Origin of the sequence: Kangiella sp. HZ709 (assembly GCF_009674675.1) — a bacterium.
Lineage (GTDB): Bacteria > Pseudomonadota > Gammaproteobacteria > Enterobacterales > Kangiellaceae > Kangiella.
Map to the genome: position 1 here is coordinate 989,170 of NZ_WKJC01000001.1, position 24,334 is coordinate 1,013,503.

17 protein-coding genes are annotated in these 24,334 nt (G+C 39.3%); 10 read left to right on the forward strand and 7 right to left on the reverse strand.

The features are described 5' to 3' along the window. Positions 1-68 precede the first annotated feature (68 nt). Entirely contained in the window at positions 69-1,178 is a 1,110-nt protein-coding gene (locus GJS41_RS04455) for a sorbosone dehydrogenase family protein (RefSeq protein WP_154246116.1), read from the reverse strand. Positions 1,179-1,255: 77 nt separating this feature from the next. Here GJS41_RS04455 and GJS41_RS04460 point away from each other — a divergent pair, with 77 nt between their 5' ends. Further along, positions 1,256-3,583, forward strand: coding sequence for a tetratricopeptide repeat protein (locus GJS41_RS04460; RefSeq protein WP_154246117.1), 2,328 nt, complete (start codon positions 1,256-1,258; stop codon positions 3,581-3,583). Between the two features lie 70 nt (positions 3,584-3,653). Next, a complete protein-coding gene (locus tag GJS41_RS04465; protein WP_154246118.1) occupies positions 3,654-5,951 on the forward strand; it encodes a tetratricopeptide repeat protein in 2,298 nt (765 codons plus the stop codon). 40 nt (positions 5,952-5,991) lie between these two features. Here GJS41_RS04465 and GJS41_RS04470 read toward each other — a convergent pair whose 3' ends face one another. Further along, positions 5,992-8,220 (reverse strand): S9 family peptidase, encoded by a 2,229-nt coding sequence (locus tag GJS41_RS04470; protein ID WP_154246119.1) that lies wholly within the window; start codon positions 8,218-8,220, stop codon positions 5,992-5,994. Positions 8,221-8,350: 130 nt separating this feature from the next. Between GJS41_RS04470 and GJS41_RS04475 the strand changes: the two genes are divergently transcribed. Then, positions 8,351-9,283 carry a DMT family transporter gene (locus GJS41_RS04475; RefSeq protein WP_154246120.1) on the forward strand — a complete coding sequence of 311 codons (933 nt, stop codon included), beginning with the start codon at positions 8,351-8,353 and terminating at the stop codon, positions 9,281-9,283. A gap of 54 nt (positions 9,284-9,337) precedes the next feature. Here the strand turns inward: GJS41_RS04475 and lpdA are convergent, their stop codons facing one another. From lpdA to ampD, 5 genes are all read right to left on the reverse strand, one after another. Next, the gene (gene lpdA, locus GJS41_RS04480; protein ID WP_154246121.1) at positions 9,338-10,756 is read right to left on the reverse strand and encodes a dihydrolipoyl dehydrogenase; all 1,419 of its coding nucleotides are present in this window, start codon (positions 10,754-10,756) and stop codon (positions 9,338-9,340) included. A gap of 120 nt (positions 10,757-10,876) precedes the next feature. Next, positions 10,877-12,508: a dihydrolipoyllysine-residue acetyltransferase gene (aceF, locus tag GJS41_RS04485; RefSeq protein WP_154246122.1), complete on the reverse strand. Its 1,632-nt coding sequence runs from the start codon at positions 12,506-12,508 to the stop codon at positions 10,877-10,879. Between the two features lie 23 nt (positions 12,509-12,531). Further along, on the reverse strand, positions 12,532-15,216 hold the full coding sequence (gene aceE / locus GJS41_RS04490; RefSeq protein ID WP_154246123.1) for a pyruvate dehydrogenase (acetyl-transferring), homodimeric type: 2,685 nt from the start codon (positions 15,214-15,216) through the stop codon (positions 12,532-12,534). A 293-nt stretch (positions 15,217-15,509) separates the two neighbouring features. Then, positions 15,510-16,385 (reverse strand): regulatory signaling modulator protein AmpE, encoded by an 876-nt coding sequence (gene ampE, locus GJS41_RS04495; RefSeq protein ID WP_154246124.1) that lies wholly within the window; start codon positions 16,383-16,385, stop codon positions 15,510-15,512. A 128-nt stretch (positions 16,386-16,513) separates the two neighbouring features. Beyond that, a complete protein-coding gene (ampD, locus tag GJS41_RS04500) occupies positions 16,514-17,071 on the reverse strand; it encodes a 1,6-anhydro-N-acetylmuramyl-L-alanine amidase AmpD (RefSeq protein ID WP_154246125.1) in 558 nt (185 codons plus the stop codon). Positions 17,072-17,190: 119 nt separating this feature from the next. On the opposite strand from ampD, the gene nadC reads away from it, so the two are divergent. The 7 genes from nadC (at position 17,191) to coaE (ending at position 24,327) form a co-directional block, all read left to right on the forward strand. After that, entirely contained in the window at positions 17,191-18,072 is an 882-nt protein-coding gene (gene nadC, locus GJS41_RS04505) for a carboxylating nicotinate-nucleotide diphosphorylase (protein ID WP_154246126.1), read from the forward strand. 315 nt (positions 18,073-18,387) lie between these two features. Beyond that, positions 18,388-18,816, forward strand: a complete 429-nt coding sequence (locus GJS41_RS04510; RefSeq protein WP_154246127.1) for a pilin — start codon at positions 18,388-18,390, stop codon at positions 18,814-18,816. 449 nt (positions 18,817-19,265) lie between these two features. Continuing rightward, complete coding sequence (locus tag GJS41_RS04515) at positions 19,266-19,694, forward strand: pilin (RefSeq protein ID WP_154246128.1); 429 nt, start codon at positions 19,266-19,268, stop codon at positions 19,692-19,694. Between the two features lie 126 nt (positions 19,695-19,820). Next, positions 19,821-21,530, forward strand: a complete 1,710-nt coding sequence (gene pilB, locus GJS41_RS04520; RefSeq protein WP_370515622.1) for a type IV-A pilus assembly ATPase PilB — start codon at positions 19,821-19,823, stop codon at positions 21,528-21,530. A gap of 38 nt (positions 21,531-21,568) precedes the next feature. After that, the gene (locus GJS41_RS04525; RefSeq protein ID WP_154246129.1) at positions 21,569-22,816 is read left to right on the forward strand and encodes a type II secretion system F family protein; all 1,248 of its coding nucleotides are present in this window, start codon (positions 21,569-21,571) and stop codon (positions 22,814-22,816) included. A gap of 8 nt (positions 22,817-22,824) precedes the next feature. After that, the gene (locus GJS41_RS04530) at positions 22,825-23,727 is read left to right on the forward strand and encodes an A24 family peptidase (RefSeq protein WP_154246130.1); all 903 of its coding nucleotides are present in this window, start codon (positions 22,825-22,827) and stop codon (positions 23,725-23,727) included. Next, complete coding sequence (gene coaE / locus GJS41_RS04535; RefSeq protein WP_154246131.1) at positions 23,728-24,327, forward strand: dephospho-CoA kinase; 600 nt, start codon at positions 23,728-23,730, stop codon at positions 24,325-24,327. The last annotated feature ends 7 nt before the right edge of the window (positions 24,328-24,334 follow it).

A 24,334-nucleotide genomic window follows, 5' to 3' on the forward strand; every position in this document is an offset into this window, starting at 1 on the left:
TAGACTTTTGTAAGATTAAAAAGGCCTGCAAATGCAGGCCTTTTTGCTATTTAGCTTTTTACATTTTATTAGTTTTTTTCAACCTGATAACTCACTCGATAAATAACACTAAAACCATCATCTGAAATAAGAACAGAACCATCGGGCAAGGTAATCAAATCCACTGGCCGTCCTAATACTTTTTCGCCATCTAACCACCCAGTCACAAAGTCATTCTGCGCAATCACATTACGGTTCTTATCAAGCTGCATGTTAACTATTTTGTAACCGACTTTCTTAGAACGATTCCAGGAACCGTGTTGCGCCACTAAAATCGAATTTTGATACTTTTTGGGAAACTGCTTACCTTGATAAAAGATCATGCCCAAAGGGGCTACGTGAGCTTGATATTCCCATTGCGGAAGCACAAAGTCGGTATTACCTTTGTCCTTTTTGAAGCTACTGAAAAACTCAGGATCTTTTACAGCATTTCCATGAACATATGGAAAGCCAAAAAAATCACCACTCTTACTGACCTTATTCAATTCACAGGGTGGTACATCATCTCCCATCCAATCACGACCATTATCGGTAAACCAAAACTCCTTTGTTAAAGGGTCCCAATCAAAACCAACACTATTCCTAACACCGGTAGCTATATATTCAAACTCACCAGATTCAACATCTAAAGCAATAATAGTGCCAAAACGTTTATCTTCCTCATTACACACGTTGCATGGCACGCCGATCGGAATGTATAAACGCCCATCAGGACCAAATTTTGCGTACTTCCAGCCGTGATGAGATTCATCGGGCAAATTATCAAACACAATTTCGGGCTTTGGAGATTTATCGTAGTTTTTGTCGATATCTTTAAAGCGCAAAATTTTATCTACTTCAGCAACATAGAGATCGCCGTCTTTATAAGTCAATCCCGAAGGCATATAAAGATCATCAATGATTAAAACCGTCTTATCAGCTTTGTAATCACCGTTGGAATCAATGACTGCATGGACTTTCCCAGGTCGTCTTGAACCTACATAAATAATTCCTGTATCAGATAAAGCCATTTGTCTGGCCCCATCTACTTTTTCGGCAAAAACTTCAATTTTGAAACCTTCTGGTACTGTAGCAGCATGTAGTAAACCTGGAAGCGTTGCTAAAAACGTCAGAAACAAGAGCTTTGTTGGATTGTTCATAGTATTTGATTGACCCCTTGGAGGTGAAACTTTAATATCAAGCTTAGCGTTATCAAGAATATTAAAATACTAAACTAATGTCAGAAAATACAGGCTTCTTTTCACAAATCACAAAACGCAGAATCCCTCAATTTTTAGGAATATATTTAGCTGCCAGCTGGACCGCTATGGAGTTTACTCAATGGGCAGTCGAAATATATGGTTTATCCAGAAACTGGGAACAGTTGCTAGTAGTATTACTTTTACTTTGCTTACCCCTAGTAGTCGTTCTAGCATGGCAGCACGGAGCTCCAGGAAAACAGAAATGGAGTTTATTTGAGAAGATTTATATTCCAATCAACCTTTTGGCAATTCCTTTAGTATTGAGCTCTATTTATTTAAAAATGGATTTTTCGCCTTCTACTAATAATATTGCAAGCTCCGAAATTAGTGCTTTCAAATCCACCTCAAAGCAAAGCAGTATTAAAAAAATACTGGTATTCCCTTTAAATAACATTAGCAAAGATGAATCATTAAACAGCGTAGCTATAGCCAGTTCAGAAGTTTTAAGAAGAGACCTTAGTCAAAATAAATATATTATAGCAGGCGATAGTTTTGCCTTGATCAACGATTTACAAACAGCACGAGCGCCAATTGATTCCATACCACTCTCTCTGCAGATAAAGCTAACAAAAGAAAAGTATCTAGATTACTTTGCAAACGGGACATTAAACTTCGCTGGCCAACAATATCAATTAAAAGTCTCTCTATACACTTCTGTAACGGGTAAAAAATTAAAAGAATTTATTGCAGAGTCAACCGACTACTTCACTGCTATAGATATCATATCAGAACAAGTAACAAACCATTTATTAGATGAACAAGATCGCCAACAAACCGACTTACCGATAGGCGATTTATATACCTATAACTTCAAAGCTTTTAAAACTTATGCCAAATCTCGAGTGTTAATGACCGATTATGGCAATCATGAAAAAGCAATTGCTTTACTTATAGATGCTGCTGAACAAGATGACAAATTTGCATTAGCTAATCTTACACTTGTTACTTATTATGCTGGTCAAAATCAGATAGCCAATGCTAAAAACAGACTTGATAAGGTTATGCCTTACAAAGAAAGTAAGTTCACCGAAAGAGAAAAGTACTCTTTGTCTTTAGTGCAATTAAGCTTAACCAATCAACTTAGTAAAACGCCAAGTCTGGTAGAACGATGGATAACTGCATTCCCAGACGAGCTTGAGCCTTATCAAGCCAAAGCTAGCATAGCTAGAGTGCTTCTAAAGAAAGATAAAGCGATTAAAGCTTCAATTGACGCCTATGAAAACATATTACGAATTGACCCTACCCTAGTAGCCTACTGGGGTGCAATCGGTGACGTTTACCTGTCCCAGGCTGACTACGATAACGCCATTATCGCTTACAATAAATTTATAGATCTAGACCCTACTAATCAAGATGCCTACCGCAAATTAGGTAACTACCATTTCCAACTGGGAAAGTACGACTCTTCCAATAACTACTACCAGCAAATTCTTCTTCTTAACGCAGAAGACACTAATGCCCTTTCAAGATTAGCGCTATCTAATGCAAGACTTGGTAAATTCGAAGAGTCTCTACGGTTTATTAATCAAGCTATTGAACTAAGCTTAAACCCTGCTCAAGAACATAGCTTTTTATCGCAAAAATCTCGACTATTTTGGAATTATGGGCAGTATCAAAATGCTATCAAAAGTCATGAACAATCCGTTGATGCATTTAGAAAAGTCACTACAACTAGTAGCTTGGCCCTTTACGAAAGTCAGTTTGCAGTTAAATATTTTGTTGCAGGCGAAGCGACCAAGGCGCAAGAAACTCTTAAATTCTATCAAGACTGGGCTAAACAAAACAATGCAACAGCTATTTTACTAAACATCGATTTGCATAGAGCTGAATTATTAGCAGAGCAACAAAAATTTGACGATGCCATTGAACTAGCTCAAAAAGCCAAAATTTCAGCACAACAGCTTGCAGAAAATACTTCGGATAGCTATATAGAGTATTTAACCGGAAGATTTTACGCCTTCAAAGGTGATGGGGAAAAAGCAATCTCTTCTATAAAACCATACACAGAAGAGAACCCGGATAATATCAATAATCTGAAGTGGTTGGCCAGAGCATACATGGTCGATGGTCAATATACTAAAGCCCAAGAAACCCTCAATTTTATGCTGAGGATTGCTCCTGGTTACCCTGAGTATAACTTACTGATGGCTAAAATCCTCATAGCTTCTGATAAAGCTAATCTCGCAAAAGAATACTTAGCGAAGTCGCTTGTCGGCTGGAAGCTTGCTGATGAAAATCATATGGAGCTTGAGGAAACCAAAGTCCTGATTAGCCAATTAGAAAAAAAGAGTCGTAGCATTTAATATAAATAGTTTGACCCTATAAGGGCTAACCCTTAGTATTTTATTAAATAATCGATTCTTTAGTAGTTAAATGTCAGAAAATACAGGCTTTTTCTCAAAAATTTTAACAAGGCGTATCCCGCAATTCTTCGGTATCTTCTTAGCAGGCAGCTGGACGGCGCTCGAATTCACAGGCTGGGCGGTAGAGCGTTATTCCCTATCTCCCAATTGGGAAGAAGTCCTGATAGTTACCTTGTTGCTTTTTTTACCTATGATTTTAGTGCTGGCATGGCACCATGGCGCTCCTGGCAAGCAGAAGTGGACCTTATTCGAAAAAATATTCTTACCTCTATACCTATTGGTTATTCCTCTGACATTGCACCATTTATACAAAGATGAAGACTTAGGGAAAACCGTTGAGATGGTGATGGTAGAAGATGAAACAGGGAAAATGCAAGAAAGAGAAATTGTTAAGTCTCAATTTATTAAGCCTATTATTCTTTTCCCATTTCAAAATAAAACAAACGACTCTAAGTTTGATATTTTAGCAGGGATAACTTCGAATGTACTCAATAGAGACCTGAAGCAAAATATTTTTTACTCCAGTCCTGAAATAGGTCAATTAAGCGAATCAATTAAAAATGATAAGCAAAGTATAAAAAGGCTGCCGCTTTCTTATCAGCTCAATCAAGCTAAAGAACGTGGTAGAGACTATTTGCTCTCAGGCGAATTATTACAAGCTGGGGCTAATTATAAAATCAAAGTCAGTATTTATAATGCTAGTAACGGTAGAAAAGATCTGGAATTGATTGAGGAGAACTCCAACTACTTCTCGGCAATTGATCAGTTAACAATAAAAATCAATGAACACTTTAAAACAGGTTCTGAGTATACCGACTTACCCATTGAAGACTTGTTTACTTATAACTGGGATGCATTCAATGACTACGCTCAGGCCGTTTTAATTTTTAATTTTGGGGACAATGTCCAAGAAGCCGAGCCATTATTTATATCCGCGATTGAAAAGGACGAAACCTTCTCTATTGCTGCGTTTAACTTTGCATTATTCAGCATTCGTCAAAACAAAGTCGTCAAAGCAAAAAAATACACTCAGTTAGCGCAACAACATCAGACTTATCGCTTAACAGAAAGAGAAAGATTTCCCATCAATGCGACAGCCTACTACCTTAATCAACAATCACAAAAAGGCTTTGGAGTTCTAGACCAATGGATCAAACTTTATCCAACGGATACTTTTGCCTATTTGCTCAAAGCTGAGTTTTTAAGGTTCAATACCGATAGTTATGAAGAGTCTATTGCCAATCTGAAAAAAGTCATTGAGCTAGATCCTTCACAACATGCGCTATGGGATGCTATTGGCGATATCTATAATAGTGTGGGTCAGTATGATAAAGCCTTAGATGCCTATGAAAAATATTCTATCAAGAATTCATCTAATCCTATTGCTTACAAAAACTTAGGTGATCTCTATAAGAAAACCGGTAACTATGACTCCGTTATCAGTAACTATCAATCTGCACTTGGTTTAGAGCCTAATAATCAAGCTGTACTATCAAATTTGGCTGATGCCTACTCTAGGATTGGTCGTTTTAGAGATGCTGAAGCTACCTTTAAAAAAGCTATTCAAAATAGTAATACTTCAGCCAGTATCGTTAACAATAAAATACGGCTATCTCAATTTTATTGGGATTATGGCGTCCGAGAGTCTTCAACAAAGTACCTACAGGAAGCTTTTAAAGAGTTCGCCGAAACCCAAAGTGTTGATACCAGTTTACAGAGAGAAGCACTATTTGCATGGCAATACCATTTAGCAGGCCAAACAGAGTTAGCTCAAACCACCATCGATAAAGCGGTAAAACTTGGCGTAGACTCTGGTGAAGATATTTTATTTATTAATACTCAAATCGCTCAAGGCATGTTGCTTAATTATCTAGGAAAACCTGAAGAATCATTAATTGTATACGATGAATTGTTAAAAATTGGCGGTGCCTACTCTTCAGCAAATATAGCGATTATCAATCACTTTAAAGGTAGAAGTCTTTACTTCAATCAGCAGTACGAAGAAGCTCTGATTGCGTTAGAGCCTATATTAGAGCGTTCGCCTGATCGTACGGACTTCCTTCTTTGGACAGCGATGAATTATTTAGCATTAGGTAATTTAGAAAAGTCTGAATCACTTTATAAAAGACTACTTATCCTTGCTCCAGCTATTCCGACCTATAATCTTGGAATGGCCAAAGTGCTACTAGCTAAGAATGAAGTTTCTGGTGCTAAAGAGTATTTAGAAACAGCCATCTCGAATTGGCAATATGCTGATATGGAAATAGCCGAACTCACAGAAGCACAAAACTTACTCAGTTCGCTATAAAAAAAGCCCTTCAAATGAAGGGCTTTTTTAAGCTTTGATATTATTTTAAATGTTTCTCAAAATAATCGGTAATGGTATTAAACACATGAGTTCGAGTTTTCTTTCCCCAAATTGAATGCTTTGAACCTGGATAATTCATTTGGTCAAAAGGTTTATTCGCGTCTTGCAAAGCTTTATATAACTTAGTGCTATTGGTAAATAATACATTATCGTCGGCCATGCCATGGATTACCATTAAATTACCTTGTAAGCCTTCTAAATAAGGGAACACATTAGATGCTTCATAACCTTCCTTATTATTTTTAGGGTGATCTAAGTAACGTTCAGTGTAATGAGTATCATACAAGTACCAGTCGGTAACAGGTGCAACAGAAACCCCTACTTTAAAAATTTCAGGATTTTTAAACATCGCCATAATGGTCATGTAGCCGCCATAACTCCAACCAAACATGCCAATTTTGTCTTTATCCACATAAGGCAGAGAAGTTAAATACTCAACGCCCTTAACTTGATCCACCAGTTCAATATTACCGAGCTTACGATAAATAGGGTCTTCAAATTTTTTGCCACGATTCCATGAACCACGATTATCTAAAGAAAAAACAACAAAACCTTTGCTAGCCATTAAGTGATGCCAGTAAGTGTTACGGGCACCCCAAGTATTGCGCACACGCTGGGCATGTGGACCACCATAAACATCAACAATTACTGGATATTTTTTATTAGCATTAAATGGTACCGGCTTGTAAATTCGATACTGCATTTCTTGGCCATCTTCCGCTTTTATTGTGCCAAATTCTGGTTTAGAGGCCTTTTTATAATAGTCATAATAAGGATGTGTTTTATCCAGTTTATTTTGTTCAAGCCAAGTTACTAAATCGCCATTTGCTTTTCGCAAACTCACCTGTGAAGGCTGAGTGGTCGAAGAAAAATAATCCACGAATACGTCCATCGATTTTGCAAAGGTTACGCCGTGCACGCCACTTTGTTGAGTAATTTTTTTAAGCTCCCCGCCAGCTAGCGGAACTGAATACAAATGCTGTTCTAGGGGACTTTCCTTGTTAGCATCAAAGTAAACCAAGCCATTCTTTTCATCGACTCCGTAAACATTATCAACTACCCAGTCGCCTTGGGTTAATTGCTTGATAAGTTTACCCTCTAAGTCATACAGATAAATGTGTCTAAAACCATCTCGCTCCGATGTCCAAATAAATTGTTTCGACTTCTTTAAAAAACGAAGATCTTTAGTCAGGTTTATCCAAGTATCAGCAGCTTCAGTTAATACCTTCTTAAATGAGCCATTTGCTATATCTGCAAAGCGCAACTCTAAAGTTTTTTGGTCACGACTTTGCCATTGATAAGAAACGCTTTTGGAATCTTTAAGCCACTTAACTCGCGGAATATAAATATCAGTTTTTTTACCAGTATCGATCCAAGTTGTTTTATTCGAGTCTAAATTTAATACCCCCAATTTAATGGTCACATTATTGGTACCAGTACTGGGATAGCGTTGCTCGAAAACTGTAAAATCTTCAGCATTAATTTCATAGCGCTTTTCAATATTCACTGGCGACTCGTCAACTTGTAAGTAAGCAACTTTTTTTGAATCCGGTGACCACCAATATCCCGTTAAACGCCCCATTTCTTCTTGCGCCACAAACTCTGCCATACCATTTTTGATGGTACCTTCACCATCGAAGGTTAGCTGTGTTTCTTTGCCAGTTTTGACATTAACCATAAAAATGTTCTGGTCACGAATGAAAGAAACATAGTCACCATTGGGTGATAGCTTAATATCCGTTTCATAGGTTTCAGTTTTGGTTAATTGCTTGGTAGCGCCATTACCTGCTTTAGTAATATCGTAAGCAAAGATATCGCCGCCTAAAGGAAATAACAATGTCTTACCATCATCACCCCAGTAGTAGCTAATGATACCCTTAGCAAATAATCGCATTCTTTCACGACGCGCCTTTTCTTCATCTGACAGGTTTTCTTCGCCCGGCAATAAATCACGAGAATCAACTAACATACGTGACTTCTTGTCTTTGAGATTGTATTCCCATAAGTCCAAGCGCTCTTGTTCATCCTCCTTGCCCTTTAAAAAAGTCACGCGCGAACCATCAGGTGACAGCTTTACAGATCTAGGCGCTGGCCCATCTAAGGAAGGATCTGAGTAGATTCTTTCTACGCTTAATTCTTTTGCCTGCGCGACAGTAGTTGAAGCCATACCTAAAGCTCCTATCAGAATGGTTGTAATTATTTTTTTCATAGCATACACCTATTTTTATAGTGCCCTAATCATAGAAGCAATAGTTTGAATATTCAATGCCAGATATGGCTAGTTTCATACCTGGATATACTGCATAATCGACACTCTCTCTTTAAGACAGAACAGTCTTATGCACAAAGTATCAGGAAACTGGAAATTAGGTCTAACCCTATCATTAACCACCGCTTTTTTATGGGGTTTATTGCCGATTGCTTTAAAAGGATTACTGTTGCAAATGGATGCGGTCACTGTGACCTGGTATCGTTTTTTAAGCGCCGCAGTATTGGTCTTTTTGTTTTTAGCATTACGTAAACGCCTACCGAGCCTTAAGCAATTAAAAGGCGTTGTAGGACTCTTAATGCTAATAGCTATTTTAGGGCTTGGTTCTAATTATGTCTTCTACCTAGTTGGGTTGGAATTAACCAATCCTAGTTCCGCTCAGGTCATGATCCAAACAGCTCCTATGATGATGCTAATTGGTGGCTTAGTTATTTTTAAGGAACCTTTTAGTAAGTGGCAGTGGCTTGGCTTTACTACTTTTGCGTTAGGTTTAATTTTATTTTTTAACCTACGCTTTGGAGAAATTTTTAATTCATTAGGAAGTTACACTATAGGTTTGTTATGGATATTCGCCGCCGCTGTTACCTGGGCGACCTATGCCCTAGCTCAAAAACAATTACTGAATGAATTCTCATCCAATCAAATCATGTTTATGATTTATTTGGCCTGTGTCCCTTTATTGATACCAATAAGTAATCCTGAACAAATCATGGATATCAATGGTCTAGGCTGGTTCTTGCTTATATTCTGCTGCTTAAATACCTTGGTAGCCTACGGTGCCTTTGCTGAGGCTCTTGCTCACTGGGAAGCAAGCCGTGTTAGTGCGCTTCTGGCTATAACACCATTACTCACCATAGTATTTATGAAAATCTGCGCCTACTTCTTCCCAGACTATCTAATCGCAGAGCCGCTTAACGCCTTAAGTTTAATCGGCGCAGGAATGGTGGTAACAGGTTCGGCCATCACAGCTTTAGCTGGAAGAAAGAAAAGTAACCACTCTTAAAGTGACATGACACAAAAAAAGGCGCTCAAGGCGCCTTTTTTATATTAAGAATATTTATTTCTTTTTGCGAGCTGGTGGAAGGTCGGTACAAACTCCCTCATAAACTTCTGCTGCAAAACTAATTGATTCAGAAAGTGTTGGGTGAGCATGAATCGTTAAACCAATGTCCTCAGCATCACAACCCATTTCAATTGCCAAACCGACCTCAGCAATTAATTCACCAGCGTTCACGCCAGCAACAGCACCACCGATAACACGATTGGTTTTTTTATCGAATAATAACTTAGTCATACCTTCAGAGCGGTTGGCACCAATAGCACGGCCAGAAGCTGCCCATGGGAAGTTGCCTACGCCATATTCAATACCTTCTGCTTTGGCTTCTTTTTCAGTGTAGCCAACCCAAGCTAACTCAGGGTCAGTATAAGCTACTGAAGGGATAGTAATTGGGTCGAAGTAATGTTTTTTACCAGCGATAACCTCTGCAGCAACATGAGCTTCAGCCGTTGCTTTATGCGCTAACATTGGTTGCCCTACAATATCTCCAATCGCATAAATGTGCGGAACGTTAGTACGCATTTGCTTATCTGTTTCGATAAAGCCACGATCAGAAACGGTAACGCCAGCTTTTTCAGCATCAATCAAATCGCCATTTGGACGACGACCTACTGCTGATAAAATCATGTCGAACTTAACCGGGTCAGCTGGAGCATTCTTACCTTCGAAAGTCACGTATAAACCATCTTTCTTAGCTTCAACAGCGGTTACGCTAGTCTCGAGCATGATGTTTTCGTATTTTTTGCTAACAAACTTTTGAAGTACTTTAACGACGTCTTTATCAGCTGCTGGAATTAATTGGTCAGCCATCTCAACCACAGAGATCTTTGTACCTAGAGCGCGGTAAACGGTTGCCATCTCTAAACCGATAATCCCGCCACCCAAAACTAACATGCTCTCAGGAACTTGGCGAAGCTCTAGAGCACCAGTTGAATCAACGATACGATCGTCTTCTGGCAAGAATGGTAGTTGAACCACGCGAGAACCAGCTGCAATGATCGCATGTTCAAATTCTACTGTTTGTTTGTTACCTTCGTGCTCAACTTCTAGAGTATGAGAACCCGTAAATTTACCGTAACCTTGCACAGTTTTTACTTTGCGCATCTTGGCCATACCGGCAACGCCTTGAGATAAACGACCTACCACACCATCTTTATAAGCACGGATTTTATCGATATCAATTTCAGGCTTACCAAAACTTACGCCATGTTTTGAAGTTTCTTCTGCTTCATCGATGACCTTAGCTGTGTGTAGCAGTGCTTTTGAAGGGATACAACCCACATTCAAACATACACCACCTAAGTCGGCGTACTTTTCTACCATTACCACATCTAGACCTAAATCCGCTGCACGAAATGCCGCTGAATAGCCGCCAGGACCACTACCTAAAACAACAACTTGAGCTTTGATATTACTCATGAGTTTCCTCTGAAAATTCTTTTTTAAATGACCAACACCGACCAAAACCAGTGTTTTATAGCCACCTCAATTTTGAAGTGGCGTATTTTACCTTAATTGGGCGAAAAATCACCACCCTAATTACAATATTATCCGTCGAATATCTTCTAACACTTTCGATAAATGCACGATAAACCTTGCGGCAACAGCGCCATCGATAACCCTATGGTCATAAGATAATGACATAGGCAACATCATGCGCGGTTGAAATTCCTTACCATCCCATACCGGTTGCACCTTGTTTCTGGATAAACCCAAAATCGCTACATCGGGCCAATTAACGATTGGGGTAAAGGCTGTGCCACCAATTCCACCCAAACTTGAAATGGTCATGGAGCTGCCTTGCATGTCTTTAGCGGTCAGTTTTTTATCGCGAGCTTTTGCGGACATTTCACCAAGTTCATTCGCTAACTCATAGACAGACTTTTTGTCCACATCACGAATTACCGGTACTACAAGCCCATCAGGGGTATCAACTGCCACGCCAATATTAAAGTACTTTTTCAAGACCAATGTTTCGCCGTCTGCCGCCAAGGAACTATTAAAGGTCGGAAAGTCCTTCAAGCTGGCAACTAATGCTTTCATGATAAACGCTAAAGGTGTTAAGCGTACACCAGATTGAGCTGCCTCTTCTTTCATCGATTTTCTAAATTTATCCAACTCAGTAATGTCCGCATCTTCATGCTGAGTGACATGCGGAATCAAATTCCAGTTACGCTGCAAAGTGACGCTGGAAATTTTTTGAATACGAGTTAACTGCGTCGTTTCCACTTCGCCAAACTTAGAAAAATCGATTTCAGGCAAATCAGGAGCCGCTTGCGCTGAACCAGCAGTGGCTTTTGGACGCGATAACTCAAACTTAATGAAAGCCTGAACGTCTTCTTTAAGAATGCGATTTTTCGGGCCTGTCCCGTTTACTTTGGATAAGTCAGCGCCAAACTCTCTTGCTAGCCTTCTTACCGCAGGACTTGCATGAATAACGCCATCTTTTTTAGGCGCTTGAACTGGGTAATCTGATACTGGAGCTTTTGCCGGAGCTTTAGCGGGCTTTTCAGCCTTAGTTTGCTCTGACTTAACCGGTTCTGATTCAACCGCAGGTACCTTCAACTGCTCTCTCGTTGCCGTAGCTAATATAGTTCCAATCTGATCACCTTGACTCACTTTATCACCAACTTTTACTGTCAAAGCTTCAATCGTTCCAGCGGTCTCCGCCGGAACTTCCATAGTAGCTTTTTCAGTTTCAAGCACAATAAGGCTATCATCTTTTTCAACGCTATCACCAACCGAAACTGAAATCTCAATCACGTCCACGCCATCCGCATCACCTAGATCTGGGATGATGATTTTTTTACTTTGTGCTTCACTACTAATTTCTGGCTCAGTTATTTGCTCTTGCTCTACTTGCGCTGGCTGTTGTTCTGACTCTAACTTGTCTTCTGCAACGGAGCTATTTTCTGAACTAGTGTCGTCATCCGCCATTTCAACTTCGAGAATTAGGTCTCCTTCCGAAACTTTATCACCGACATTGACCACAATGGATTTAATGACTCCAGCAGCACTCGATGGAACTTCCATAGTAGCTTTATCGGTTTCTAACACGATTAAACCATCGTCTAATTCAACCGTATCACCCACGGCAACCATTAATTCAATGATTTCAACCCCATTGGCATCGCCAATATCGGGAACTGTTACTTTAGTTAATTTGTCCAAAGCTCTTCTCCTTCAATCAGCAGTTATAGGGTCATCGGATCGGCTTTATCAGCATCGATCTGGTAACGTTTAATGGCCTTAGTAACTTCTTTGGTATCAATTACACCTTCGTCGGCCAGTGCTTTCAGTGCAGCCACTGCCACATAGTAACGGTCCACTTCAAAGAAACGACGTAAATTCGCACGACTGTCTGAACGACCATAGCCATCTGTTCCTAAGACACTGTAATTAGCAGGAACAAAATTTCGAATTTGTTCAGCATAGGACTTCATATAATCGGTTGCAGCAATCACCGGACCATCCTGTTTAGCTAAACACTTTTCAACATAAGAAGCCTTGGCTTTCTTCTCAGGATGTAATAAGTTTTCACGCTCTACCGATTGACCTTCGCGCGCTAATTCTGTGAAACTGGTGACTGACCAAATATCTGAACTGACACCGAAATCGGCATACAAAAGTTCTGCAGCTTTTTCTACTTCAGGCAGAATTGCGCCCGAGGATAGCAACTGAACTTTAAGCCCTTTCTTTTTAGATTTTTTGCCCTTAGCTAATTGGTACATGCCCTTGATAATGCCGTCCTCAGCACCTTCAGGCATTTCTGGATGCGCGTAATTTTCATTCAACGTGGTAATGTAATAGAACACATTTTCTTGATTTTTATACATGCGACGCATCCCTTCACGCATAATAACGGCCACTTCATAGGCATAAGTTGGATCGTAACTGATGCAATTTGGGATCGTACTTGAAATCATATGGCTGTGACCGTCTTGATGCTGTAAACCTTCGCCGTTCAATGTTGTACGGCCAGAAGTAGCACCAATAATAAAACCACGCGCTTGCATATCCCCAGCAGCCCAACATAGATCACCAATACGCTGGAAGCCAAACATCGAATATAGAATATAGAAAGGAATCATTGGCAAATCGTTACTAGAATAACTGGTCGCTGCAGCCATCCAAGATGACATGGCGCCGGCTTCATTGATACCCTCTTCTAAAATCTGACCAGATTTGTCTTCGCGGTAATACATGATTTGGTCAGAGTCTACAGGCTCATATAACTGGCCAACAGATGAGTAAATACCAATTTGACGGAACAAACCTTCCATACCAAAGGTACGGGCTTCATCTGGAATAATGGGGACTATGCGTTCTTTTAAGGTTTTATCTTTCAACAAAACATTCAAGGCACGGACAAATGCCATGGTGGTTGAGATTTGTCGCTCACCCGTAGATTTTAATAAAGCATCAAACTTGCTTAATTCCGGAATATCTAAAGATTGAGACTCTTGTCGACGAGCTGGTAAATAACCACCTAGTTTGGAGCGGCGTTCATGTAAATATTTAATCTCGGGGCTATCATTTCCCGGATGGTAAAATGGAATCTCTTCCAACTTTTCATCTGGAATTGGTACATTGAAGCGATCCCTAAAGTGCTTCAAGGCATCTAGGTTCATCTTCTTAACTTGGTGAGAAATATTTTTACCTTCACCAGAATCACCCATGCCATAACCTTTAACGGTCTTGGCTAAAATTATCGTTGGTTTACCTTTGCTATTTACCGCCTCATGATAGGCCGCATACACTTTATGCGGATCGTGCCCGCCTCGGTTTAAGCGCCAAATATCTTTATCAGACATATTAGCAACCATCTCAAGTAGTTTTGGATCTTTCCCGAAGAAATGTTCTCGAGTATAAGCTCCGCCTTTGGCTTTACAGTTTTGGTATTCGCCGTCTACGGTTTCTTCCATCACTTTTAATAGTCGGCCTTCAGTGTCACGAGCAATTAATGGATCCCAATAACGTCCCCAAATTACTTTTAAAACATTCCAACCTGCGCCACGGAATTCACCTTCTAGTTCCTGAATGATTTTACCATTACCGCGCACAGGGCCGTCTAGGCGTTGCAAGTTACAGTTGACAACGAAAATTAAATTATCTAAACCTTCTCGCCCCGCTAAGCCGATAGCACCTTTGGATTCAGGCTCGTCCATTTCACCATCTCCAAGGAAAGCCCAAACCTTACGGCCTTTAGTATCCGCTAAACCTCTATTTTCCAAATACTTTAAAAAACGGGCTTGATAGATTGCTTGAATAGGGCCCAAACCCATAGAAACAGTCGGGAACTGCCAAAAGTCTGGCATCAACCATGGATGCGGGTAAGAAGAGATACCTTTACCGTCAACTTCTTGACGGAAGTTCGCCATTTGTTCTTCAGACATACGTCCTTCCAAGAAAGCACGTGCATAGATACCTGGAGCACAGTGACCTTGATAGTAGATAAGATCACCACCATGAATACCGTCGTCTGCATGGAAGAAGTGATTAAAGCCCACATCATACAAAGTTGCGCTTGAGGCAAAGCTTGATAAATGGCCACCTAGGTCCAAATCCTTTTTAGTAGCCTGTAAAACCATCGCAATAGCGTTCCAACGGATAATAGCTCGAATGCGCTTTTCCACTTCAGGATCACCAGGCATATGCGCTTCGTTAGAAGGTGAGATGGTGTTTAGGTAGGCAGTAGTTAGGTCAAAAGGTAAGTGAGCACCCGCTCCACGAGCTTTGGTCACTAACTTTTCTAATAAATAATGAGCTCTTTCAGCGCCCTCTTCACTAATTACGGCTTCTAGTGCATCAATCCACTCTTGGGTTTCAATTGGATCAACATCCGTTTTTAAGGGATCTAACTCCTGATTATCTGACATAACATAACCTTTTCTAGCTTTTTAGCTTATTTGAAGCACCAGAAAAGCAATAATTTCAGTCTTGCTAGCATAACTTTTTTATGTGCAACTTATTGAAATTGAATGCTTTTTGGTGGTTTAAAACTACAATTGATTAACCTCTGTTAATTAATTGGAAGTTTTTATTTATGCACATACTAGTAGTTTAAAAGTAAAAAAGATAGTAATTATTAACAATATTCGTTGTTTGAAATTTGTAGAAAAAAAAACCGAAATTGCTATTTCGGTTTTTTTCATTAATTAACCAGTGTTAATTAATACAGTCCCAACCCTAACAAGGACATCACAGCCACTAAAGCAAAGATTATCACACCAGCTCTTTCACACAGCTTGAGCGCCCATCTTGAAGGGCCACGTTTATCGTCCGATTCGTAAAAGCCTAAACTAGCGAACCCTGCATCTTCTACGAATTTTACGCCATCCACATCGAAGTCTAAGAAGTCTGATTTAATTTTCTTAACGCCTGCACCCATGTCACCTGCCAATAAAAAGGCTAAGGCCGTGATTCTAGCCGGGATCCACTCGAGTATTAGGTTAAGTTTATAAGCAAAGCCTTCTTCAGGGTGGTCCTCTACAAACCAATTAGTTAAACGGTATAACAGTGCTCCAGCGGGACCTAAAATCATAAACCAAATAGCAACGGCAAAATATCGCGTTTGAGATTTTTGGAAAATCAATTTAGATACATGCTGATCGAGTTCTTCAACAGAATTGATGCCCTCAATATCAATTAGGTCGCCTACTGACTCAAACGCTGCAGCATCATCATGCTCCGTGCGGGCTTTATAATAAACATTTAGTGTTTTTCGAGGTGACTCAGGCCCAAGGCACAGTACCAATACAGACACAGCCAGCGCCAACATAAATAAAGAGCCAAATAAGCCGCCGTAATACCAAAAATCGTGGTGATACCATGCAAAAACCCAATAAATAACTAACACTGGAGCTAACAGTATCAATGCATGCCCAAACCACTTTTTAAACCATGATTGCTCACCAAACCACCCAGTCATCGCTTTTTGGTATTGGGTAAACCATTTACGATGGCTCACGGTTTGATTGAGACCTTTTTTATCTCTATGAAAATAATGTTCTACAAATAGTGCGATTATCAGTGCTAATAAGGCCATTTATTCCTCGTTATCTTTATGATTATTGCTATTCTAAGGAAAATTCTAGCAAAAAGTATGTTTCAGTTCGCCCGAATGTTTTACCCTTCTGTAACAAATCATTTTCAGTTATCAGAAAAACTTGTCATTCATAACAACTCTGAGTCAATTTGATCTAAATAATATGACCATTGGAAATAATGACCAGGATCGGTTTTACGGCCTGGGGCTATATCCGAATGACCGGCAATCCTATCTTTGGTTAGCAATGGATATGCTGTGATTAAAGCATTGGTTATGATTACTAACTGATTATATTGCTCTTGAGTAAAGGGTAAATCATCGGCCCCTTCAAGCTCAATACCAATTGAAAAATCATTACAAGCTTCTCGCCCCTCAAAAGTCGATATCCCGGCATGCCATGCCCTTTGGTTAAAGGGTACAAATTGAACTATTTGACCATCTCGTTTAACCAATAAATGGCTTGATACTCTTAAATCACTAATAGTTTCAAAATAAGGATGTAACTTTGAATTGAGCTTGCCTTGAAAAAAATCTTCAATGTAAGGACCGCCAAACTGATTGGGCGGCAAGCTAATATTATGAATGACCAAGAGACTAATATCCGCTTCATCTTGGCGTTCATCAAAATGCGGAGACGCAATTTGTTTGGCTTCGACTAAAAGGTGATTTTGAATAAGACCCATTGAATGTTTAAAAGCATTAGAATAAAAAATTAAACTCAGTATATAATTGATTTTGAAATGTAAGCAAACCAAAACTAAAATTACAAACAGCCATTACCATAAGACTGTGAGAAAAAATTATGATGGACATTCCTTATCAAGAAGCGCTTAAAAAAGAAATTGATCGAGCAGTAGAGATTGCCTTAGCAGAAGATTTAGGCGCTTTCGATTATGATAATCGTGGCATTGACGTTACCGCCGAATTAATCGAAAACGACAAAATAGCCTCTGGTCGATTAATCACTCGTGAAGATGCAGTTATTGCTGGTCGTGATTGGTTTCAAGCAGTTTTTGATAAGCTCGATCCTAGTCTTGAGATTGAGTGGTTATGCAAGGATGGTGATAAGGTCAGTGCAAACGATATCATTTGCCGTGTCAGGGGTAATGCTCGAAATATCCTCACTGCAGAAAGAACCGCTATGAACTTTTTACAAACTTTATCTGGTACTGCCACCACCGTTGCCCGCTATGTGGCAGAGCTTAAGGGCACTAATTGCCAATTACTGGATACTCGAAAAACTATACCCATGCTTCGATTAGCTCAAAAATATGCCGCAACTTGTGGCGGTGGGCGTAATCACCGGATAGGCTTATATGATGCGTTTTTGATCAAAGAGAATCACATCGCTTCTCATGGCTCAATTGAAGGAGCCGTAAAACAAGCTCGCAAAAATCACCCGGCAATCTTGGTTGAGGTGGAAGTCGAGAACTTTAATCAACTTGATCAGGCCCTTGATGCTGAGGCTGATGTGATTATGCTGGATAATTTTACCATTGAAGATATGAAAACTGGTGTGACTATTAATAAAAGCCATAGGCATACCGCAAAAATAGAAGCTTCAGGGAATGTGACCATCGAAAACTTGCATCAAATAGCCCAAACTGGAGTGGACTTTATTTCAGTCGGCGCATTAACAAAACATATCACGGCAATAGACCTATCTCTTAGGTTAAGTATGTAATCAATTTGCTGTTTTATAGGCCTGTTTACGCTTTCTTGCAGTGACATTTATTGTCAATTTAAAGGGATAAATGCCAACCCGTACAATATTTTGGAAGTTAATACGATCTTAAAAAATATAATTTTATCCTCTTAAGCTATTGTTTTATTTATCTTATTTTACTTTTTCCAGTAAAAGAGAAAAGTTCTAGCTTGTCGATGTTTTTAAGCCACTTTAATATCTAATAACAATTTGTGCTTACAACCTTAGCGAGTATTTTGATCGGTTTTATTCGTGTTGCTTACTGTAAGCTATGTCTTTGAATAGGAAAGCTTTATGAATAATAAAAGTTCTGGTTTTACTCTTATAGAATTAATGATCGTTGTAGCTATTGTTGCAATACTCGCAGCAGTAGCCATACCCGCCTATCAAAACTACATTATTCGAGCTAAAGTTACGGATGGATTAAGCTTAGCAGTTGGCGCTAAGACTTTAATCTCCGAAAATGCTTCAGCTGGAAACCCTCTAAATCAAGGATTTGTCGCACCAACTGCAACGGCTAACGTTGCATCTGTTGCAATAACTGCTGCTACTGGCGTTATCACTGTTACTTATACGGCGGCCGTTACTGGAGGTACCATCACACTAACTCCTACTGATGGCGCAGGTGCAGCACTTGTTAGTGGAACCGTGCCTACAGGCTCAACTAGTTGGAATTGTTCTACGACAATTGCAGTTCAATATCTACCAGCTAGCTGTAGATAAAATAATGTTTATAATCAAAGCGAACACTTTGTTCGCTTTTTTTTTGCCTAAAATCATTTCATTCTAGAAAAGATGAATATCTATTAGGTAAATCGACACAAAATTAAGTTTGATTAAGGTGCTAAATATTGAAAATTAGACTACAGGATGCAAATTTGATGACAGAATTTGTCAGTTTTTATCCCAAAAGGTCTTTTATTTGAACTGCATCACAAACTTACAAAACTAAAAAAAAACACATTTAATGTTCCAAAGCATTGATTTTAAATGTTTTTCTTTGCTTTTTTAATAATTTTACAAAAGATACTTGTCGATTTTTTTTACGGCGATTACTATTAACCTCAGAATTTGCTTACACAAGAAAACTTTGACTTGGCTTGTGTTAACAAACTAACAAAGCGGATTCTTATGTAAGTTTTTTTATATATTTTATTTTAGGAGATTTTCTCATGCAAAAGAAAAACCAAGGTTTCACCCTTATCGAATTGATGATCGTAGTAGCGATCGTAGCAATCTTAGCAGCAGTAGCGATTCCAGCTTATCAGGATTACTTAATCCGCGCTAAAGTTACAGATGGCTTAAGCTTAGCTTCTGGCGCTAAAACTTTGATTTCTGAAAATGCTGCTTCGGGTAACGCTCTTGATCAAGGTTTCGTAGCTCCAACTGCAACAGCTAACGTTACATCTGTAGGCATAACAGGCGCTACTGGTGTTATCACAATTACATATACAGCGGCAGCTTCTGGCGGTACTATTACGTTAACTCCGACAGCTGGTGGTGCTGCTTTAGCATCAGGTACAGTTCCAGCTGGCTCTGTATCTTGGGCATGTGCTGCAGGCACAATGGCAACACAATACTTACCTGCTAGCTGCAGATAGTAATTAATATTTGCTATAAAAAGCGAGCTTTTAGCTCGCTTTTTTTTGTCAAAAAATTGACTTTTTATCTTTTTTATTCAAGGATATAGAATAGATTTCTAAGGATAATTCTCGAGCTTAATACTAGTGATTCAAAACAACTTATCGGGCTTAGCCCACCTTATTGTCAGCGAAGGTTTGTTGACTGAAGAAAAAGTGATTGAAGCGAGATCAAATGCAGACAATGAAAAACTAAAACTGCTTGACTGGTTAGTTTCAGCTAACTGGATCAATCCTACTGAGATTGCCAAATTACAGTCTATAGCTTTTGGTAACCCTTACTTTGATCTTTCCTCTATCGACGTTTCTAATATCCCCGAGGATATTGTCGACCTTAAACTTTTAAAAAAACACCGAGCAATTCCTCTTTATAAACGGGGTTCTAGGCTATTCGTTGGATTAACCGACGCCACAAACTTAAAAACACTTGAAGAGCTTCGTTTCCAAACTGGAATGTCTATTGAAGCGGTATTGGTTGAATCGAATAAACTGGATACTGTAATAGAAAAATTAATTGAAGCTAAAGAAAATGAAGCTTTTGCTGACATGGATGACGGCGATCTAGATAACATCGACTTAGATGCGGTTGATGAAGATCAAGCGGACCAGCATCAAGACGAAGGCGGTGATGCCGATGATGCCCCGGTGGTTAAATTCGTAAAAAAAATGCTTGTAGATGCCATTAGAAAAGGCGCATCAGATTTACATTTCGAGCCTTATGAAAAAAAGTACCGTGTTAGATTTCGAATCGACGGCATGCTGCATGAAATCGCAAGCCCGCCAATGCAATTATCTTCAAGAATTTCCGCTCGTTTAAAAGTTATTTCTGGCTTAGATATATCCGAACGTCGTGTTCCACAAGATGGTCGTGTCAAATTAAAAATATCAAAAACTAAATCCATCGACTTCCGTGTTAACACTCTACCAACTTTATATGGCGAAAAAATCGTAATGCGTATTTTGGATCCTACCAGTGCAATGCTAGGTGTGGACGCGCTAGGATTCGAGCAAAAGCAAAAAGAAGATTTTATGCACGCCATATCAAAGCCACAGGGTATGGTTTTAGTTACTGGCCCTACAGGTTCTGGTAAAACAGTAACCCTTTATACTGGCGTTAATATTCTCAATGATGAGTATAAAAATATTTCAACTGCAGAAGATCCTGTAGAAATTAATTTACACGGGGTTAATCAGGTTAATGTCAATATCAAAGCTGGTTTGACTTTCGCTTCGGCACTGCGTGCATTCTTGCGTCAAGATCCTGATATAGTTTTGGTTGGTGAGATTCGTGATCTTGAAACGGCTGAAATCGCTATCAAAGCATCACAAACAGGTCACTTAGTATTATCGACACTGCACACAAATTCGGCACCAGAAACTCTGACTCGTTTGGTCAATATGGGGGTGGCACCATTTAATATTGCAACGACTGTTAACTTAGTAGTGGCTCAGCGTTTGGCAAGAAGGTTGTGTGAACATTGTAAGAAAGCTTCAGATTTACCTGAAGAAGCACTTTTAAAAGAGGGCTTTAAACAGGAAGAACTGCCAGATTTAACTATATTTGAACCGGTAGGTTGTGATAAATGCACCATGGGTTATAAAGGGCGAGTTGGCATTTTCCAGGTAATGCCTTTGTCAGATTCAACTGGACGTATTATTATGGAAGGCGGTAACGCGATAGATATAGCCGATCAAGCAAAGAAAGAAGATATTCCAGACTTGAGACGTTCAGGTTTAAATAAAATTAAAATTGGTTTAACAAGCCTTGCAGAAATCAATCGTGTGACACAAGATTAGCGATCTGAGATAGCGAAACAATTAAATAGGAAAAATTTATGGCTACAGCAGTAAGTAAAAGAGGGTCCAAGTCAAAAAAAATTAGGACCAAAACTTTTCAATACACAGGCGTAAATAAACAAGGACAAAAGATTAAAGGAAGCATGCTGGCTGACGATGCTGCTACGGTAAAAACTGCTTTACGTAAACAAGGCATTAACCCGCAGAAAGTTCAGGCGGAGTTGTTTTCTTTTGGCGCTGCTAACAAAAAAGCAGTTAAACCTGTTGATATAGCTGTCTTCTTACGACAAATGGCTACCATGCTCAAAGCTGGTGTACCATTAGTCAAGTCATTGGATATCGTTGGCAAAGGTCATGAGAATCCTTCTATGCAAGATCTTGTGATGGGCATTAAAAATGACATTGAATCAGGTAGCCCAATAGCCGATGCACTTCGTAATAAGCCTAAACATTTTGACGATTTAGTCTGTGATTTAATTCATGCCGGCGAGCAATCAGGTACTTTAGAGCAGATGCTTGATCGTATAGCAACCTATAAAGAAAAAACTGAAGCATTAAAATCAAAAATCAAAAAAGCAATGATGTACCCCACAGCAGTGCTTGTAGTGGCAGTAATTGTTATGGCCATTCTTTTAATCTATGTAGTTCCTATGTTTAAAGATTTATTTTCTGGAGCGGGGGCAGATTTACCAGGGCTAACCCAAATGGTTGTAAGCGCATCGGAAAGTGCGCAAGAGTATTGGTATATTTACCTAGGTGTAATTATGGGTACGATTTTTGCTTACTCTTATTTCAACACCAACTCCAAAGTTTTTAGGGATACAAAAGATAGGATTTTACTGAAGTTCCCCATATTTGGTCCGCTGATTCAAAAAGCAGCCGTTGCCCGTTATGCCAGAACACTTGCAACAACTTTCGCTGCAGGTGTGCCTCTGGTCGATGCCTTGAAATCAGCTGCAGGGGCTTCGGGTAATGCAGTATATCGCGATGCCATTTTGAAAATTCGAGATGATGTAACTACTGGTATGCAAATCAATATGGCGATGCAATCTACTGGAGTATTTCCTAACATGGTTAACCAAATGGTCGCCATTGGTGAAGAGTCAGGTGCAGTTGACACCATGCTTTCTAAGGTTGCGGACATTTATGAAGGTGAGGTTGATGATGCTGTCGATGGTTTAAGCTCTTTAATCGAACCCTTCGTAATCGTTTTCATTGGCGGTGTAGTAGGTACTATTATCGTTGCAATGTATATGCCAATCTTCAAACTAGGTGATGCCTTCTAAGAAAAACTATGATAGAACTTCTTTCAACAAACCTACCTCTTTTGGTAGGTTTTATTTTTGTACTCGGTCTTTTATTGGGTAGTTTTTATAATGTGGTGATCCATAGGCTCCCCAAAATATTAAACCGCGAATGGAAACAAACAGCTACCGAAATACTCACAGATGCAAAGTGTAACGTATCTTGTCCTGCCGATGAGCTTCCAGAAAAATATAACTTACAAACGCCACGCTCGAAATGCCCTAAATGTTCACACTCTATTTCAGCTATAGAAAATATTCCTGTGATCAGCTGGCTTGTTCTTGGTGGTAAATGTAAAAACTGTAAAACGAAAATTTCTGCACGCTATCCTTTCGTGGAATTATTAACGGCGACTCTATTCGCTCTGTGTGCATATCATTTCGGATTTAATTGGTCGCTAGCATTTGCACTACTATTTGTCAGTTATCTTATTTGTGGTTCATTCATCGATTACGACCATAAAATATTACCCGATCAACTAACTCTGCCTTTAGTATGGTTTGGGTTGTTTGCAGCCTTAATAGTAGAAAACCCTAAGACTAACTTTGCATCCAATTTAGAGTCAGCGGTTATTGGTGCTTTAGCAGGTTATCTTATACTTTGGTCTATTTATTGGTTATTTAAAATAATCACAGGCAAAGAAGGCATGGGGCATGGTGATTTTAAGCTTCTAGCAGCGATCGGTGCTTTTGTTGGCTATCAAATGCTTCCTCTAGTGATTATACTATCAACCGTTGCAGGAGCCATCATCGGAATAGTATCAATCGCTGTTAAAAAACAAGGAAGAGAGCATAAAATACCATTTGGCCCTTTCCTTGCCATTGCCGGCTTTGTCAGCCTTATTTGGGGGAAACTTATCACTGAGCAATATGTTCAGTTCTTTAGCATTTAAATGAGCTTTAAAGTTGTTTTAACTGGCGGTATTGCAAGTGGCAAAACCGCTGTATCAAATTTTTTTTCTGAACTAAACGTAGACGTCATTGACGCTGATATTGTTGCCAGAGAAGTCGTTGCTCCAGAAACCCCAGGGTTAGAATCTATAAGGAATTACTTTGGTTCCGAAGTTATCCTCTCAGATGGGAGCCTTAACAGAGGGCTGCTACGGTCTATTGTTTTTGAAGATGAACAAGAACGTGAATGGTTAAATGGTTTACTTCATCCACTAATAAGGAAACGAATGGAATCGCTACAAACACAATCCAAGTCTAGTTATTCGTTAAGCGTTATACCTCTGTTGTTCGAATCTAAACAATATCAATTGTACGATAGAGTCTTAGTGGTTGATTGTGCCGTAGAGCAGCAGCTAGCACGACTTATGGCAAGAGATAACTCTAGCAAAGCTCAGGCTTTAGCCATTCTTAATTCTCAAGCCAGTAGAGCTGAGCGTTTATCAATTGCTGACGATGTAATAGAAAACTCAAAGGATTTGCATTACTTGCAACATCAAGTTATAAATCTACATAATAAATATCTATCAATAGCAAAAAATTAATAATCTA